This window comes from Paenibacillus riograndensis SBR5 (genome assembly GCF_000981585.1).
Lineage (GTDB): Bacteria > Bacillota > Bacilli > Paenibacillales > Paenibacillaceae > Paenibacillus_AQ > Paenibacillus_AQ riograndensis.
Genome location: NZ_LN831776.1, coordinates 312,117 through 328,629 on the forward strand (window position 1 = coordinate 312,117; position 16,513 = coordinate 328,629).

A 16,513-nucleotide genomic window follows, 5' to 3' on the forward strand; every position below is an offset into this window, starting at 1 on the left:
AGTTTATTCTGAGACCAGTTGTTCCTTCTGTTCACCGTCAATCCGGTATTTATGATCAATCACGGCTTCCTGGATATCCCGGTATGCCCAATGGCTGCCGGAAACATCCGGGAACTTGGTGGCATCCGCTCCATACAACGGACCCCGGTCAAACATCTGATTAACCATTACTACAGCTTCAGCCCGGGTCAGATAGGCATTCGGTTTGAAGCTGCCGTCAGGGTATCCCTTGAATAGGCCAGCCGTCAGGTTGGCTTCGATCACCGATTGCGCCCAGTGCCCGGCCGTATCGTTGAAGCTGGACTTGCCGTCTGCCGATACCGCAAGTTTCATGTAATTGGCGGCAACGGCTGCCATCTCCGCTCTCGTGATCGGCGCAGCCGCCCGGAACTGTCCGTTCGGATCGCCCTTCATAATACCCTGTGCGTTAACAAAAGCGATGGCTCTTGCAGCATAATGCCGTACAGCCACATCCCCGAAAGGAAGACTGCCAACAGCCGCATTGGCATCGTACCCCAGATTTCTGGCGATCATAAGCGCCATCTGTGCACGCGTTACTTGTTCGTCCGGCTTGAATTCGCCGTCCGGGAATCCGACGATGTACGCTCCGTGTGAAGCGGCAGCCTGATTATTGAAGTTGATGATTGTAAAGGTGCTGAACTTCGTTACCGAAAATTCCAGCCCAAGCAATCCCTCTTTGTAGGTGACGGCCTTTCCTTTTACGACTTCTTTCTGGCCGTCGGTATGCTCGATGAAGATGCCCAGCTGCGCCAGGAACGCATTGCGCTCCGCTTCATTCGCAGGCAGTTTCACATCTTTAAGCGGCAGGATCAGGGTTACGGCCCGGCTGGACAAATTCGTTTCGATGGTCATCGGTCTGGCGACCACTTCAATTTTGTTGTTTCCCGCCACTTCGCGGACAACGGCTTCGAGTGTAGCCCTCTTTTCGATTTCATTCCGCTCCGTTGCAGATTTTACCGGCACGAGCCGGAAATAGAAGTCCTGTGCGATTCCGTCCAGAGAAGCGTTCGGAATGCGGATAATAGCATTTTCTGTATACATTTCAAGCACGATGCCGTTCTCTTTAAGCAACTTGGCTGTCTCCACCGGAATTTGGACATTTACTTCGCCGACTTTGTCTGCCGCATCCGGAATGACCACACGGGCGATGCTTTGTCCCGTCTCCTTCGCTTTCTTTACCGCTTCCTCTGCCTTATCCTTGGTAAAGCGTACCAGGTCTGTTATCGTTCCATCATTGCGGGTCGTCCGCTGGACCGGCACTTTAGTGATGCCAGCCGCAGTCGCTCCACCGATGGCCACATCCACTTCAATGACTTCGGTTTTGGTTTTGTCAGGAGCAGGGACGTAGCCTCCGCCGCTGGAAGGCTCCTGTGAAACCCTGCCTGCGCGGACCACCTGAATCTGGTATTGTCCCAGCTTAACGCCTGGATGCTTCGCATCGACAATATCCACTTGGATGATATTCAGTCCTTCCTGCAGTGGAAGCTTGCTCCAGTCTCCGCCAGGAACCTCCACTCCGTTCAGGCTTACTTTAACCAGCGTGTTATCATTTCCTGTCGGGGCAAGGTTCAAGGCGATGCTATCCGTTTCGTTAGGCACGGACGCCTTATATCCACCCGATACATCCGGTTGGAATCCCGGAGTCAGCGGAACCGCCTTATCCCCGACAGTCAATCCCAGACCGTTCTTAGGCAGCTTGCCTTCGTCTGCGATATATTTGGAATCGTCGCCAAGGTCAATCCCCGGCTGCAGTCCCGTAAGCGGGTTATTCCCATTGCCCTTCTCGGTGACATTGCCGAGTTTAGGATCGTAGCTCAATAAGCCGCCCTTATGATCAGCCGGGATTGAAACGATAAGTTCATTGCCGTGAATCTCAAAAGGCTCCTTAAGCGGCACTCCGCCGTAAGTGAATCCGGCCAGACTGGTGAAGTCGTTGATCGGCTTGTTGAACACCAGCTTCAGCTTGCCCTCTTCAGGATAAGCAGCAATGAGCCGGAGCGGAATAATATCATTTTCCTTCGTTATGCCAGTCTGATTGCCGGCATTGATCGGCCGCAGCTCGTTCAGGATGTTTCCTTCAGCAGTAACACCTCCGGCTGCATCATCGTACTCTACGATCAATGCATCGTCCGGCCCGAGTGCTTCCTCCAGAACGACTTCTGCTTTATTGCCTTGTATAGATTTTACAGCCACCACTTTCCGTCCATCAATCTTGAGTCCGGCAAAATCAGCCTCGTTAAGCACAGCGCCGACATTCTGATTGAATGTCAGAACGGCCTGAGCCGGATTCTTGTCATCAACCGCTACATGAGTCAACTGGAGCTGCGGAACGGTAAACGGCACCAGCTTTGTTTCCGTTCTCACTTCATCGCCGAACGTCTTGCTGGAAGTCACTGCAATGTGATACGATCCCGGCGCAAGTGGACCCGGCATTTTAGTATCCCATGTGTATACGGCATCGGAAACGGTAATACCCACCTCCAGGTCGAACAGATAGGCATCGGGATGAGCATCCACATTATAGACGCTGGCCGTTACCGTAGAATCCAGTGCAGTCTGTCCAGACACGGGCACCGGGAAGTCGGCTCCATAGACCTCTATACCGGAAGCAGGCTCCTGAATCTGCAAAGAATCACCGAATGGCCCGTTTGCGATAAGTGTAAAATCCGTAACCGGCGTCTCTTCGGGACCCTGTGCCTCTATCGCGGATTGTCCGGAATCATATTCGATTCTTACCACAGGATCGTTAGTCAAGGGGCTCGCCAGGGTCAGGATGATGACCCGGGGATCTTTGTCCGATACTACAGCATGCGTAACATCAACCAATTTTCCGTCCAGTGTAACTCTGAAGTCGTCCGTAGTATCCGCATCGTCTGCATTGAACTTGACCGGTTTGTCAAAAACAACCGATACCTGATTGTTTGTTCCCTCTGTATAGCTGGCGCTGTTAGCTACCGGCGGCTGCTTGACCAGCCCGTCAATCGCATCCGCAAGACTCTTGCGGGCAGCCGCAATCTCTTCAGGGGAGGCATGCTCGTCTTCAAGGACGGCTGTGGCTGCATCCGATGCTGCTTTCAGCACCGCCAGAGACTCCTTCGTATAGACCGGCGGAGCAAGGTCAAGATAGCCTTGTGCTGTGCCGATATCCTGTTTCAACGGCGTATTGTCCACCAGCGTGATGGTTGTGTTGATGCTGGTGGCTGCATCGCCTTCCATGCCGCCATATTCAACGAGATAGGCATCCACCTTGTTGTCGCTTGCATAATCGTTCCACTTGCCGTTCGCAAAGATATGCATCACATGCTCGTAAGTGTAGTCATTGGGTTCTCCCGCGTCCCAGTTATTGTGCATGGTCTTGTTGCTGCCGAGACCATAAGTTGCATTGGTGACCGTAGCGGTATCATTAATGCCGCCTTGAGCGATATACCCCTTGTAGAAGGGAAGCCCGAATTGGCCGCCGTACTGCAGTTTCCCCTCCGGTCCTGTCACCCAACGCCAATCGCCATAGCCAATTCCGCTGCTCTGCAAAGTGGAAACGCGCGTTGTGGCTTTTCCGTTTGCATCTTCAGCCCGATCCACATCTTTACCGCCAATCCAGCCAATCCCCTGTGCCTTTTCGGCAATAAAGGCGTTTTCCTCCGGGTCGGTAATCGTCGCCAGATACCCTTGGCGTCCATAATAGGTCCGCAGCTCGGCACTCGCCCGGGCTTCCGGCCATTCGATGTCGGTATCCGTTACATATTCATAAAAATGGCCATTTTTAGCAAAAGCGAGGACGGGGCCAAGGCCGAAGGTTACGCTGCGTTCTCCAGCGGACGTGAAATTAAGTTTGGCATTTTCCAATACCGTCTGATAGACCCCAATGCTTGCATTGCCCGTTAATATATAAACGCCGTTTCCCTTGCTGGAGTTAACCGTTATTCCCGTACCTGCCGTTTCAAACGTGATCACATCTCCCGTCTGAAATCCGTTAATGACAACAGTGGCACCAGTCATCATTTCACCGGTATTCCCGGTAATAAAGAGTTCCGGGAAAGTTAAATTTACAGCTCCGCTTTCCTTATTAAAACTCCGGTACTTTTCCGAAGTGAAAATCTGCTCTGATCCGTCATTTCCAATGGCCGCATGGGCCGCTGGTCCGGGAATCGCTAAGTTAACGGCAACCAGCGCAAATGACAAAGAGGTTGCCAGACTGCGGGACCATCTTTTGTTCTGTTTCTTTGATGTTGTCATCTTTTTCTGTACTCCTCATCTAATATACTGTTTTATGATCAGCCGACACTTCAAATCCTCATGTACTGCCTTCTTATACCGGTGATTTCCTCCCTTCCGATGCAGCCGTTCACCAAATTGTGCTAAACGGATACCGCTGGTTTGTGTATAATAATCTCTTAGTTCTAATAGTAGCTGACGGACCTCTACATTAACTCTACAAATCTCCTTCTTTTTCTACAAGGATCTCTCCATTCAGCAGGGCAAACGGACTGAAATTGTTATACCAGCTATTCAGCATTTAGTCTGCTTGCTCATTTGGCCCGCTCACAACTTCCTAACAACAAGAAAGGGTGTCCCAGCAGCCCTTTGGCTTTTGAGACACCCCTTTGTACCTATTCAAAACCCTCTTCGGAATAGCGCTGCCGCGGCGAATGCTACTCGTACCAATACCCCGGGATTCCCCGTTCCAAGCGCTGTTAAAAGATCGAGATTGCATTGCTGTCCCGGTTGAGATTAATGTGGGACCGGGTCATCATAGCTTCCGTTGGGAGCTTCTGCTGTAATCCTGCTCTATCCAATCCGCCCTCACTTTCTCACAGGAAGTTTATCGCCTTTTTTCCAAATTAGAATGGGATTATTCGGAGGACCATAATAGATGGAGGTGATCTCCACATCCTTTCCGTGCTTCTTTTTCTCGTAGGCCCTTACGTTATCAGGATTGGTGAACAACTCGCCGCTGACAAAATTAAAATTTGGAGATTTATTCAATCTGATGACAGGATGGACGGGGGTAATATAATAGCCTCCATCATCGTGAAGATTAAAGATCACCCGATCGGCGCCGTACCCATCTTTGATCTGAATACGAAAGGCAATTTCACCATTGGGTCTAAGTCTTATATTAGAGATACTTATATCATCGGAAGCAACAGGAATGACATTCCAGCGGAAAAGACCCCAATACCCCAAAAACAATATTCCAGCTACGGAAGCAGTCACGATTAATCCTTTCACAAACGCTGCCGATTGGGCACGACTCCACATTCTTTTGAACCTTTGCAGCCCGTTCACCTCCAATTGATTCTGCTCCATGGCTTGTACAGACAAATTGAAGCTTGATTTGATCTGTTCCAGATAAGACCGGCAATCTTCACACTCCGCAAGGTGTTCTTCCACAAGTTCTCTGGTAGCCGCGCTGCATATATCATCATGGTACAGAGGCAGGATATCCTGAACGACATCGCATGAGATTCGGGTCATTGTTCATCCTCCATCAAAAGTTTCTGTATTTTTAGCCTGGCCCGGTGATAAGTCACCCTTGCCCAGCTTTCCGTTCTGCCAAAAATCTGGCTGATGTGATCAAAAGACAGCTCCCCAAACACCCTGAGCATGAATACCTCTTTAAAAGGCTCATTTAATGCATGCAGAACCTTGTGAACATTCAGAGCCTCGGCCTGGTCGATGAGCTTTTGTTCCAGATTGAATCCCGACGCCCCCTCCTGATCCTGAAGCGGATCGAACGCTAATTTTGCAGTCCCCCCTAAACTGTTCAATTTGCTTTATTGCCTTGTAGAACGTCTCCTGCGTAATCTCCTCAGCGATCTGTTCATTCCGGCTTAACGACAGCACAAAAATATACACATCCCGGAAATAGTGGTCGTAGGCTTCTATTAATTCGTCTAGTTCATCCAAGGGTTCACCACCTTACGTATATAAGACTGGGCAGATTCAAAAACGTTACAGAATACTCAATATTTAGCGGACAAAATTAAGAAGAGAATTAGTGTTGGTGCCAGGAATGCAAAAAGACACCTTTCGGGGTGTCTTTTAGTGTTTCTCCATACGAAGCCGAGGGAGTCGAATCCCTGTCCGAAGATGGGTGTAGTGACAGTTCTGATGTCATCCTAGGAACCCCCTATCACCGGATTCCCGTTAGATCAACCTGGTTGTCTTCTTCAGCTAGCCGTAGGTGGAGACTAGACAATGTATCTCACTAAAGTTGAGCTCCTATCCCGCCACATGGGCGATGCAACTAGAAACACATGTTATTTTATATCCACATCTAAGTATTCCATAGCTTTTCTTTGAAGTTGTTTTACTACAGATTGAACTAGTTCCAGAGATAGTCTCAGTTCATCTGATATCGCAAATAAATCTTGGTCATTAATTAAAAGAAGAACAATTTGCCTTTCTATTGGCGACAATCTTTCCATAAAAAGATCCACATCAATAGTAGTATCATCGTACGGGATTGACCTTATTAATTCTAAGTATGTGGAAGATTCATTGCAGTCAGTCATCGGAGCATCCAAAGAAAAAATAGATTCTAGTCTTTTTGAAGCCCATGCTTCTTTGTTTTTTTGCTTCATAATTATTTTTATCTGTAATAAAAAATAGTCTTCAAAACATCCATATTCGATTCTATAGGTACGGATGGCATGAATAAGGGCCAACACACCTTCTGTGATTCTATCCTCTGCTTCTAAACCTTTATATGAATTTTTACATTCTCGTATAACCAGTGGAAAATAATGTTTAACGACATCAGCCTCAGTAATTCTTACCATCAGTTTTTATCTTTCTTTGGAAGCATATCACGAAGTCCATTTTTTCTTGGATTCCTAGGAGTTTTTCGGGGAGTAGGTGATACTGGTTTTGAAGGAACTAACGTGGCTAACCATAAATCTTCTTCTTTTCTAACAATATAACTGGCTGGAAGAGAAATTCCGCGAGTTTCAATTAGGTGAAGCAATTCAGGATCCTTTATCTTTCCATTTTTCAGGACCTGATATCCCTTTTCGGCGATCGTCTTCAGCCCTATATGTTTTCCGTCTGGACTTATGCCTACTGTCAATTGCTTAGGAATAAACTCATTAAGCTTACTGTTTAAACAAAATCCCTTCTCATTAGATACAATTATTGAAAAAATAGGCTTAGGGGGGCTAGGCAAAAACCATTCTAACTCATGAATATCAAACTCTTTATTCTCATTAAAAAGATCGCTCATATCCATTTCTCCTTCTTGTATCGATTTGGAATTTCTAATTATTAACTTACTTGGACTCTATTTATTTTACAGTGACAAAATTTACATATTTAAAATATACATACATCGAATCATAAGATGTTATTTTATTGTGAAAATTTAGTATCTGTAATATGCTTAAGAAGTATCGGTCAGATAGGTCTTTATCTGTGGATTGAAAAGATGTTTGTATTTTTTAAGATAAAGTCAAATAAGCTACCTAAAAAGCAGTAACTTTCTGTCTGGTGGCTTTTTTGATTTGTTGAGATTTGAAGGCTGATATACTTCAATGCCGACCCTATAACTTAAATACTCAACTTTCGCAGAGTCAAAATCGAGTAGACCACAAGCCGAGGTTAAGGTGAAGCCGGTTTAAGTAACTAGCGGGTCTGGGTGCAGAGCACGATTCTCTAAAAAAAGTGTGGACCAAGCTTTCCCCAGAAATTGACCGTCTATACGGGCTAATTCAGAAAAATCCGCCCAAAGCCAACGACACCACCGCAAACTTCGATACGGGCATTTTCAATCAGTACATGGATGCCTTTAAGAAAGAAGTAGACGCTGTGACTAAATAAAGGCTTGCTTAAGAACGCAGTCCGTCCATCTTGGGAGGTATGCATTTGCTCATAAAAAAAGGCAGGGCCCCGGTTTCCGAAGGCCTTGCCTTTCCCTATTTTACCTTCTGGCCACTTACTCGATCATGCCCTTCGTAGCCTGGTACATATTTGCCGTGTACTCGTCCACTTCATCCCGGGACATACGTAAGCGGTCAACAGAAGTCCCGTATCCGATCTCCTGTTTTCCCTCTTCCAAGCCTCTAAAGATCCCATCTGCGAAGGCATCCAAAGGCTCCCCGTGCGTATGCAATCCCGCGCCGCCTAATTCTGTATTTACTGCCGGAGGGGCTACTTCAATGACTTCTACAGATGTCTCGGATAGCTGGTGTCTCAGGCTCATCGTAAAGGAGTGCAGCGCCGCTTTGGTTGCGGAATAGATCGGAGCAATGGCAAACGGGGTAAAAGCGAGACCGGAGGTCACGTTGATAATCGCGGCCTTCTCTTTTTCTGCAAAAAATGGAGCAAACAGCAGAGAGAGATGGAAAGGCGCGTCAAGGTTAGTTGTGATTTCTTGATTGAAGTAGCTCCAATTGTGCTTGGCGTCCACTTTTAGCACATTGAACCGTTGCTGAGTTCCGGCATTGTTCACTAGCACATTGACTTCCGGATAGTTTGCGGTAACCCAATCAAACATGGCTATGCGCTCGGACTCCACATTCAAGTCACATACACGGGTAATCAGGCCGGGGAATTTGTCCTGCGCATTCCGAAGCACATCTTCGTGCCGTCCACAGACAATCACTTGATTCCCCGCCTGTATAAACCGCTCGGCAAAAGCCAGCCCGATTCCGGTACTCCCGCCAGTAATGAGTATAGTGTTTCCTGACAGCATCATGAGTCTTCCTCTTTTCTAAGATCTATTTTTTCTGCAAACGCGTAAGATACCGGTCAATTTTCACATCAATGCCTTGTAAGGCGTCTGTCATGGACGCAATTTCATCCAGCACCGCCTGCTTGTGTTTCGTCATCATCTCAAGCCGGAGCTCCGTAGTGCTATCCCCTTCAATGACCCAAGCTATATATTGCCTGATATCGTGGATGGGCATGTGTGTCTGCTTCAAGCGAAGCACCGTTTCAAGCAGCGCCATCTGCATTTCCGAGAATAACCGCCTGCCGGCGGCATCGCGCTCCATCAGCGGCAACAAGCCTTGCTTTTCATAATACCTCAACGTGGATTCCGGAATATGATAGGCGGCCGCAGCCTCCCCGATCGAAACATATTTCATTTTGAAGGCCTCCAAACTGATCTTTCATGTCGACAGGATTAGCATACGACTTAAACCATGGTTTAAGTCAACAGGAAAATGAAATTTACAGGGAAAAATGCTATTTCGGAAACCTTAAAAATCTGGGCATTGCTACCCTTAGCCGTCGACTAGAATTTCTATCATCATCGCGGAGCCAGCCTTGAACCCACACACAAACGCAGCTGTCATCTCCATCCCCTGAGCTTGAGAATATAGCTCCAATAAAGACTCCAGCTCCTCAAACTCCCCTGCGGATAGTTTCTGCTTCCAAGTTTCTAAGGATTCGGTGATTTGCCTGTTGATCGGACGATAATTGGGGTCCTTGGAGATAATGTCCTCGTTAGGGAATAAGCTGCCGTGGTATAGGGATTCGAGAATGCTGGGCATGGGAGCCTCCTTTTTAAAATTCGGGATTGAAATGATATAATTCAGCGTAGCATATTTGCAAAGTGTATGTGGTACGCTTGTGCGTAATCTGCGAGTTGGAGAAAAAAAAAGAGCACCCGCTGAATTGGATGCTCTCTATTTATTCACTTTCTCAAATTATTAATCTCCTGTTCCGTTAATCTTCCCAGCATAGAAGCTTCATCATGCAAGTACTTCTGTCTGGCCTCATACAACCTTCTGGCCTCTGAATCCTGGCTCAAATATTGCAGAGTATTCATTGCCTTCTCTAAACCCGGTTCATTCATCTTCAGCACCTCCCAGTATGATGTATCGGCACCTTTTAGAAACGTTTTATTACTGAAAAAATACAAATATTAAAACTTTATAGACCTGATTTCATCTTCACTCAGACCAGTTGCTTTAGCGACAGCCGCATAATCCATTCCCATCGCCAACAAATTTCGAGCTACCTGTAGCTTGCCCTCAATTATCCCGGCAGACTTCGCTCCCTCAATCATGGAAGCTTCATCATGCAAATACTTCTGTCTGGCCTCATACAACCGTCTGGCATCCGAATCCTGACTCAAATATTGCAGGGTATCCATCGCTTTTTCCAAACCCGGTTCATTCATCTTCAGCACCTCCCAGTATGATGTATCGGTACCTTTCAGAAACAACAGCCAATTGATCAGCCCGCCTTCGGTTGGAACGCTACGTTCATCCAGCTTTGGCAGTTCCAGAAAGTGGACCTCAATGTCATCGATCAAGGGCAACCCTGTCCGATCCTCCCTCAGATGAAACACATTATGGTACTGATTGTTCTTCAGGAATGAATAGTTCAGAATGTTAATCGTCACGCATTTCTTCAACTCTGGGTATTTGTCACCTTCACTGAGTTGACTGGCGTATCGCTTGCTCCAATAAAACAGCGTTCGTTTCTCTATATCGTACTTATTGAAAAGCTGCATCTCAATATCAATCAGTTTGCCTTCAGAGGTCTTAGCGTAAACATCAAAGATGGACTGTTTGTCGAGCGGATCTTCTTTATTCGTATAGGGATTCATCAGGATGATCTCGGTCAGCGGCGGCTCGCCAGCTTCGGTGAAAATACGGTTAAGAAACGCCAGCAGTACATCCTTATTGTTTTCACTACCAAATATCCGTTTGAATACAAAATCCACACGCGGGTCCAGTAAATCCATCGGCATCAGCTCCATTCTTTATTATTATAGCATTTTTCAGGATTCTGAACCTTGCGAAAATGCGATAAGTACAACAGCTTTTTAACCATCATATATAGCCCAAAGCAGCCGCTAAAATCAAAAAAAGACACCAATTAAGGTGTCTTCACGGTTACTCCAACACTCTCTAATCCAACTCCATATAATACAAATTCGCAGTACTATCCTTTGTAATGGTATGCGCACCCGCCGCAAGGGAGACCGTGGCAATGCCATTCGTTATGGGATAACTTGTTCCATCTACCTTGATTTTGGTTCCTTCTGAGTTGAACACAAGGGTTAAGATTGAAGCATTTGCGGCGGTGAATTGAATGCTGGTTGTACTTTCGATTTTCAAGCATTGGGTTAGGGTGAGACCGTTATATACCACAGTTCCCTTGGTCGTTGAGAGGTTGCCTTTAATATTGAAGAAGCTGCTTGCCGTCCCGGCTGTGGTGAAGTTATGGACAGTTGCACCCGCTGTCGGCACTGGAGTCGGTGTCGCTGTCGGCGCCGGAGTTGCCGTTGGTGCAGGGGTCACTGTCGGAACTGGCGTTGCCGTTGAAGTCGTTGTTGGTACAGGAGTCGCCGTTGGCACCGGGGTTGCTGTTGGAGTTGGAGTTGCTATTGGGGTCGGTGTCGGTCCCGTTGGACTTAAGTTTCCGCCTACCGATACAAGCTGAGTGGTGTAGCTTCGGATTGCGGACATCAGTGCGGAATTCAGCGCATACGATGCGTCATCCACGGAATCATTAAATGCCCAAGTGAAGTCTCCGCCATTCATACGTCCGGCTTCTGCTGTAACAATCTGTTCAACAGTGCTTACGCTATCGATGTCAGATGCACTAACCCCCGTATCGGCGCTCGTATCGAAGTTGTTATATGCTGTTCCGCCCACTAAAGCTTTGTATGAGCTTGGAACGGATTCATTTCTCGATGAAGCTAAGTATGCATCAAAAGAGGTCGTATTAGCCGGAGCTGTTCCGGCATTGGAGTTGGCGTAAATAAGACTTGCAGCATCAACAACAGTATTGTTGTAGGCTTTAATCATACCTCCGTTTTCGCCTGAGAACGTCCCCTCCCCTAGAGCATCGGTACCTTGTAAGGCAATCATCATTGGATATTTTGCATGTCTAAAGACATTGGACTCCACAAAAGCTGAAGCTCCTGTGGTAACCCCGACACCATATTTCGAAACTCCATCATAAAAGTTATTATATACATGAACCGAGGCTACCCGAATACGTGGATGACGGGAGTCCGAATGATCGAACCAGTTATGGTGGAAGGTGACAAAAAACTCTGCCGGCTCGCTCAAACCGACCAGAGAAGCTTTTCCGGAATCCCAGTAGTGGTTATACGAGATTGTAATGTACGTTGATCCTTTTTTAAGGTCGGTGGAACCATCACCTTTGGCTTGGTCCGCATCGCTTCCTGCAGATCCATAGAAAATATCATTATTATGCACCCATACATTAACATTGCCTGTATCCATCGAAATGCCATCATCAGGGAATAACATCACACCCAGGTTCCTTACTTCCACATTACCAACATATCTAAGCAGCATTCCCCAACCATAGGCGTAAGCATCGTTCCCGATTCCTTCAATCGTCATATTCATTTGCGAGTAATTATTTTTACCTTTGACTTCAAGATACCCGCTGCTGTTAAGCTGTCCACTCAGGTCAGCAGCTGTAACTTTTCCAATAATCCGGATGGCGAGAGGAGTTGTATCATAGCCTTTTTGTCTTAGTGTCAAAATCCCGCCCAGGCCCACGCCTGTTTGCACAGCACCTGAGCTGTTGATTTTTACAGGAAGCGTAACGGTCTGTGCATTCTGTGAGGTGATATACAGCACTTGCGCACCATTCTTCAAGGTTCCGTTCTCATTATAAGCGCCTGAACCTGTGCCATATGGTGAGCTTGCGGAAAAAGCGAATCCAGCCCGGTCATATGACGTTACGGATAGCGGACCTGAAACAGCACTTGCCGACCCGCCCCCTGACAGCACAGCTTCTACTTTCATTACATAACTTCCGGCTGCAAGCCCTACAGCATCAGCTCTCCAATAAGAGGGATATCTGCGGATTAATTCATTGTTAAGCTGTTGATACTGGGAGTCCGATGCACTTGCAGGTTTCACATATACACTATACCCCTGCACATTACTTACAGGTGACCATTCCACATATGCGGTTTCATTCCAGCCTCCACTGCCAGTTATCGAAAGACCCGCAGCGTACACCGTTGTATTTGCCCAACCCCCTGCTATTAAAGATAGTGCAAGCGAAAACAATAAAACAATACCGGTTATCTTGGCCGCTCTGTTTTTCATCTTATTCCCTCCTGATTCGAGTTTGCTTCCGTTTCCAAACACCCTCAGCATAGCAACCACATAAGCAGTTCCGATACAATCATTTACTCATATCCGGCTGCATCCTGCGGTATTCTGGGTTAATGATTATATGGCACACAAAAAAGCGGCCATAACAGGCCGCTTTTCCGATACTAGATATGGATACAAATTCACTAATCTACCGCTTAGACTTCAGCACAGATGAATCCTGATTTCGACCGTAGGCTAATGAGAATATGATTCCACCAAGGATCACAGCCGTAATAAAGACCAGCATCAAGTTGCTGTATAGAAATGCGGCAGTGTCCGTTACAGTCGGGATGAGCGGGAATTTCAGCCAAGACATCGTCAACAAACCTCCTGCATAGCTAACCCCGATCCCTTCAGCTAAGAAGCAGGCAAAGTTCAGGAAACTCATACCGGAGCCTGATTCATCGGAACTCAGTGCTTCCGCAACACTAGTGGACACGACAGTTTTTATAAACGAAAGCCCGCCAAATGTCAGCACCATTGTTGTAGAAATAAGCCATGGCGTCCGGTCGACAAACAATGAAATGCTCAGGAAACTTACGACAAGCATGAACAATCCTACTAGCATCGTGAAAAAACATCCCCGCTTATCGACCAATATGCCACTAACGAATCCGAACAATAACACGCTGATGGTCCCGGGAAAGAGAACGGCGCTTCCAATAAGGCTGGTCGGCATAAGGTACACATCTTTCATCATGTAAGGAACCGTTGAAATATAACCAGCCACCGTTCCTAACAATACGCCTCCCGTAAGCACCCCAGCCAAAAACTTTTTCCGTCTTAACAAGGAGGGTTCGATAAAGGGCTGCTTCGCACGCCGAATACGCTGCAGGAATCCGAAGAAACACAGCACGCTTATAGCCAGATACCCCCACTGGTACATGGATGTGAATAACATGAACATTACAATTCCGACGGATAGCAGACTAGCGCCTAGAACATCAAACTTCCCTTTTTTCGAAGGTTCATCTGGCAGCACATGAAGAAAAAACGGAAGTGTGAGCAGTGTCATCATCGGTAGTATAAATAAGTAAGACCAATGGATATAGTCAGCAATGACCCCTCCAACTGCAGGTCCGATTCCTTCACTAAAAGCTACCATTGATCCAATCATCCCAAACGCTTTTCCTTTATTATTCGGCTCGATATAGCGGGCTACAAAGACCATGATCAGCGCCGGAACTGCCGATGCTCCTGCTCCTTGAATAAAGCGTGCAATGAGCACGACAAGAAACCATTTATGAAATACTATACCGATCAAAGATCCCGTAAAGTATGTTAACAGGCCGGATAACAGCAGTTTTTTGGTACCGTACAAATCCGAGATTTTCCCATACAAAGCCGATCCTACAGCAAATGAGATCATAAAGCTTGTATTTACCCAATTCGCCGCCGAAGGTCTAATGTCAAATTGTCTGGCGATATCCGGCAAAGAAACATTAAATACCGTCTCGTTGAACACGCTGAAAAAAGCAAGGATGCTGAGCCAAACCATCGATTTCGAAACACTGCCTGAATTTGATTTTGTCACCTGGGGGTCCCCCTCTAAATCAAGGGAAATCGCGCAGTTTACAGGGCCAATGATGCGGTTCCCCTAACTCTTGTGCCCTCTTTTGCTTATATACCTCATGGTGATGCCTCCCTTTCATAATTTTCTGCATTGTAGCATGTATACTCATTTTCAGATAGATAAAAAACAATTAGAACATTACATCACAATGTCATATCTCCAAGTTCAGCCTCTCCCTTAGCATCGATATAAGTTCCTTTGCAGACTCAATGGCTTGTTCCAATGAATAGACTAACCGGTCTGTCACTGAAATAATATCCTCATGCTCTTCTGGTGTGTTGAGCACTTCCTTAATATTAAGATTAGTCCACCTCATGTGCTCTGCCTGATTCATCAACCGGAGGATTGCACTTATCGAATAATGCGCCGTTCTTAAAGTCCGAATCATTTTCAACCGTTTTATTTCATTTTCTGTATATACCCGGGACCCATTAGAAAGTCTATGGACTGTTATTAATCCATTACGTTCCCAATTCCGGACAACTTCAGTTGAGAGGTCCAGAACCAGAGCAGTCTCTTTGCGTGTATACGTTTGAGCAGGTGTAGCTTTTATTCCACATACCCACTGTTCCGAAAGTTCAATAGCTTCCAGCGCCCGGCTATATTCTTTTTCCAGATGGGACAAATATGCATGTGCATATTCCAGTGCTTGAGTAAAATCCGCTTTGCCGCTAGCTTCAACAATGGCTCTGGCTTTTGCCCGGATGAGTCCTTGAACAATTTCACAACGAAAAGCGGTTCTGGCTATTTTTAGCTGAAATAAATGCAAGTCGGAATACATACGGTAGCCATTCACACCTCTCGGAACAGCTGAGATATATCCCCATTCTTCATAAATCCGTACAGTGTTGGGATGTACCCCAACCATTGCTGCAATTTCTTTGGTCCGGTACATCCCTCAACCCTACTTCCACTTAAAAAATTTGAATGCCCCAATCAGACTGATCCCAGTAACAATGCCTAAGATCAAAAACGGCACCGTCATCCCCTCTGTTTCTCTGCCTGTACTTACTAGCTTTAATAAATGAATCCCATGTGACAAGGGTAATATATCCATTATCCATTGAACGAACCGTGGCATCACGAGAGTAACCCCCATAAATGAAACAAGAGCTGAAGAAAGCTGAATTATACCTTGGGCGAATAAAATCTGTAAAGGTGATACCGGTGTCACCTGGAACCGTTTCAGAATACCCCGATGCCGATAATCAGCAATGGTTAAGGGCAGACCCATTACACCCGTTGCAAGCACACCAATCGTTATAACGGCTGCGTAAGATAATTCAAAATCAGATGAACCCGCAGATGCATCTCTACTAAGCACGTAACCAAACAAGGCCGCCAAAATGACCGGAAAGCATATACCGAAAATTAAAATATCAATGCCTTTCCATACCAGCTTACCTTCTACCTTTAAGAGCGCAAACATTGTACTCATCCCCAGTCCTCCTCGCCGGCAAAATGTAAATAGGCGTCTTCAAGGGTTGTTTTCCCGCTAGCGGCTAATGCTTCCTGAATGGTGCCATGAAAGACGGTTTGACCCTCACGCAAAATTAATATCTCATCACATAACGCTTCAACCTCATCCATGTAATGTGATGTTAGAACAATTGCCAAACCACTTTCCTTCATTGTTACGAGCTGTTTCCACAGCATACGACGCGCCTTTGTATCAAGTCCTGTTGTCAGTTCATCTAAAAACACAAGTTTCGGTTCAGGAATTAGGGCGAGGAGTACGGCCAGTCGCTGACGCTCTCCGCCAGAAAGTAATTTAACCATCAGTTGTCAGAATTCCCCCATTTCTAAAATGGTGGGAAAT

14 protein-coding genes and 2 pseudogenes are annotated in these 16,513 nt (G+C 46.4%); all 16 read right to left on the reverse strand.

All coding sequences use genetic code 11. The features are described 5' to 3' along the window. Window positions 1-3 precede the first annotated feature (3 nt). The 16 genes and pseudogenes from PRIO_RS33620 to PRIO_RS01570 all read right to left on the reverse strand — a co-directional run bounded on the left by PRIO_RS33620 (window position 4) and on the right by PRIO_RS01570 (window position 16,473). Window positions 4-4,254, reverse strand: a complete 4,251-nt coding sequence (locus tag PRIO_RS33620; protein ID WP_020427539.1) for an S-layer homology domain-containing protein — start codon at window positions 4,252-4,254, stop codon at window positions 4-6. Between the two features lie 567 nt (window positions 4,255-4,821). Further along, a complete protein-coding gene (locus tag PRIO_RS01510; RefSeq protein WP_020427538.1) occupies window positions 4,822-5,496 on the reverse strand; it encodes a zf-HC2 domain-containing protein in 675 nt (224 codons plus the stop codon). Further along, window positions 5,493-5,789, reverse strand: coding sequence for an RNA polymerase sigma factor (locus PRIO_RS01515; protein WP_020427537.1), 297 nt, complete (start codon window positions 5,787-5,789; stop codon window positions 5,493-5,495). Before PRIO_RS01515 ends, PRIO_RS01510 begins: the two co-directional genes overlap by 4 nt. A gap of 43 nt (window positions 5,790-5,832) precedes the next feature. Next, window positions 5,833-5,877 (reverse strand): annotated as a pseudogene (locus PRIO_RS37400) (hypothetical protein); the annotation flags it as partial. 404 nt (window positions 5,878-6,281) lie between these two features. Then, window positions 6,282-6,803, reverse strand: coding sequence for a sigma-70 RNA polymerase sigma factor region 4 domain-containing protein (locus PRIO_RS01520; protein WP_046500928.1), 522 nt, complete (start codon window positions 6,801-6,803; stop codon window positions 6,282-6,284). Further along, the gene (locus PRIO_RS01525; protein WP_046500932.1) at window positions 6,803-7,243 is read right to left on the reverse strand and encodes a hypothetical protein; all 441 of its coding nucleotides are present in this window, start codon (window positions 7,241-7,243) and stop codon (window positions 6,803-6,805) included. The genes PRIO_RS01520 and PRIO_RS01525 overlap by 1 nt, the downstream gene beginning before the upstream one ends. Before the next feature lie 708 nt (window positions 7,244-7,951). After that, window positions 7,952-8,713 carry an SDR family oxidoreductase gene (locus PRIO_RS01530; protein ID WP_020426130.1) on the reverse strand — a complete coding sequence of 254 codons (762 nt, stop codon included), beginning with the start codon at window positions 8,711-8,713 and terminating at the stop codon, window positions 7,952-7,954. Window positions 8,714-8,735: 22 nt separating this feature from the next. Then, entirely contained in the window at window positions 8,736-9,104 is a 369-nt protein-coding gene (locus PRIO_RS01535; protein ID WP_020426129.1) for a MerR family transcriptional regulator, read from the reverse strand. Window positions 9,105-9,242: 138 nt separating this feature from the next. Then, a complete protein-coding gene (locus tag PRIO_RS01540; protein ID WP_020426128.1) occupies window positions 9,243-9,512 on the reverse strand; it encodes a DUF6809 family protein in 270 nt (89 codons plus the stop codon). A 167-nt stretch (window positions 9,513-9,679) separates the two neighbouring features. Then, window positions 9,680-9,859 (reverse strand): annotated as a pseudogene (locus tag PRIO_RS35310) (PD-(D/E)XK nuclease family transposase); the annotation flags it as partial. A gap of 27 nt (window positions 9,860-9,886) precedes the next feature. Further along, entirely contained in the window at window positions 9,887-10,729 is an 843-nt protein-coding gene (locus tag PRIO_RS01545; RefSeq protein WP_046500937.1) for an Rpn family recombination-promoting nuclease/putative transposase, read from the reverse strand. 151 nt (window positions 10,730-10,880) lie between these two features. After that, window positions 10,881-13,070, reverse strand: coding sequence for a pectate lyase family protein (locus tag PRIO_RS01550; protein WP_020426125.1), 2,190 nt, complete (start codon window positions 13,068-13,070; stop codon window positions 10,881-10,883). A gap of 199 nt (window positions 13,071-13,269) precedes the next feature. Further along, window positions 13,270-14,619, reverse strand: a complete 1,350-nt coding sequence (locus tag PRIO_RS01555; RefSeq protein ID WP_046506295.1) for an MFS transporter — start codon at window positions 14,617-14,619, stop codon at window positions 13,270-13,272. 226 nt (window positions 14,620-14,845) lie between these two features. After that, complete coding sequence (locus PRIO_RS01560) at window positions 14,846-15,589, reverse strand: MerR family transcriptional regulator (protein WP_020426123.1); 744 nt, start codon at window positions 15,587-15,589, stop codon at window positions 14,846-14,848. Window positions 15,590-15,598: 9 nt separating this feature from the next. Next, window positions 15,599-16,132, reverse strand: coding sequence for an ABC transporter permease (locus PRIO_RS01565; RefSeq protein ID WP_020426122.1), 534 nt, complete (start codon window positions 16,130-16,132; stop codon window positions 15,599-15,601). Next, window positions 16,129-16,473 (reverse strand): ATP-binding cassette domain-containing protein, encoded by a 345-nt coding sequence (locus PRIO_RS01570; protein WP_231869804.1) that lies wholly within the window; start codon window positions 16,471-16,473, stop codon window positions 16,129-16,131. Before PRIO_RS01570 ends, PRIO_RS01565 begins: the two co-directional genes overlap by 4 nt. Between the last annotated feature and the right edge of the window lie 40 nt (window positions 16,474-16,513).

Coding starts and splice junctions, on each gene's coding strand:
- PRIO_RS33620 (WP_020427539.1), bottom strand. CDS start 4,254: ATGACAACATCAAAGAAACAGAACAAAAGATGGTCCCGCAGTCTGGCA.
- PRIO_RS01510 (WP_020427538.1), bottom strand. CDS start 5,496: ATGACCCGAATCTCATGCGATGTCGTTCAGGATATCCTGCCTCTGTAC.
- PRIO_RS01520 (WP_046500928.1), bottom strand. CDS start 6,803: ATGGTAAGAATTACTGAGGCTGATGTCGTTAAACATTATTTTCCACTG.
- PRIO_RS01525 (WP_046500932.1), bottom strand. CDS start 7,243: ATGAGCGATCTTTTTAATGAGAATAAAGAGTTTGATATTCATGAGTTA.
- PRIO_RS01530 (WP_020426130.1), bottom strand. CDS start 8,713: ATGATGCTGTCAGGAAACACTATACTCATTACTGGCGGGAGTACCGGA.
- PRIO_RS01535 (WP_020426129.1), bottom strand. CDS start 9,104: ATGAAATATGTTTCGATCGGGGAGGCTGCGGCCGCCTATCATATTCCG.
- PRIO_RS01540 (WP_020426128.1), bottom strand. CDS start 9,512: ATGCCCAGCATTCTCGAATCCCTATACCACGGCAGCTTATTCCCTAAC.
- PRIO_RS01545 (WP_046500937.1), bottom strand. CDS start 10,729: ATGGAGCTGATGCCGATGGATTTACTGGACCCGCGTGTGGATTTTGTA.
- PRIO_RS01550 (WP_020426125.1), bottom strand. CDS start 13,070: ATGAAAAACAGAGCGGCCAAGATAACCGGTATTGTTTTATTGTTTTCG.
- PRIO_RS01555 (WP_046506295.1), bottom strand. CDS start 14,619: ATGGTTTGGCTCAGCATCCTTGCTTTTTTCAGCGTGTTCAACGAGACG.
- PRIO_RS01560 (WP_020426123.1), bottom strand. CDS start 15,589: ATGTACCGGACCAAAGAAATTGCAGCAATGGTTGGGGTACATCCCAAC.
- PRIO_RS01565 (WP_020426122.1), bottom strand. CDS start 16,132: ATGAGTACAATGTTTGCGCTCTTAAAGGTAGAAGGTAAGCTGGTATGG.
- PRIO_RS01570 (WP_231869804.1), bottom strand. CDS start 16,473: ATGGTTAAATTACTTTCTGGCGGAGAGCGTCAGCGACTGGCCGTACTC.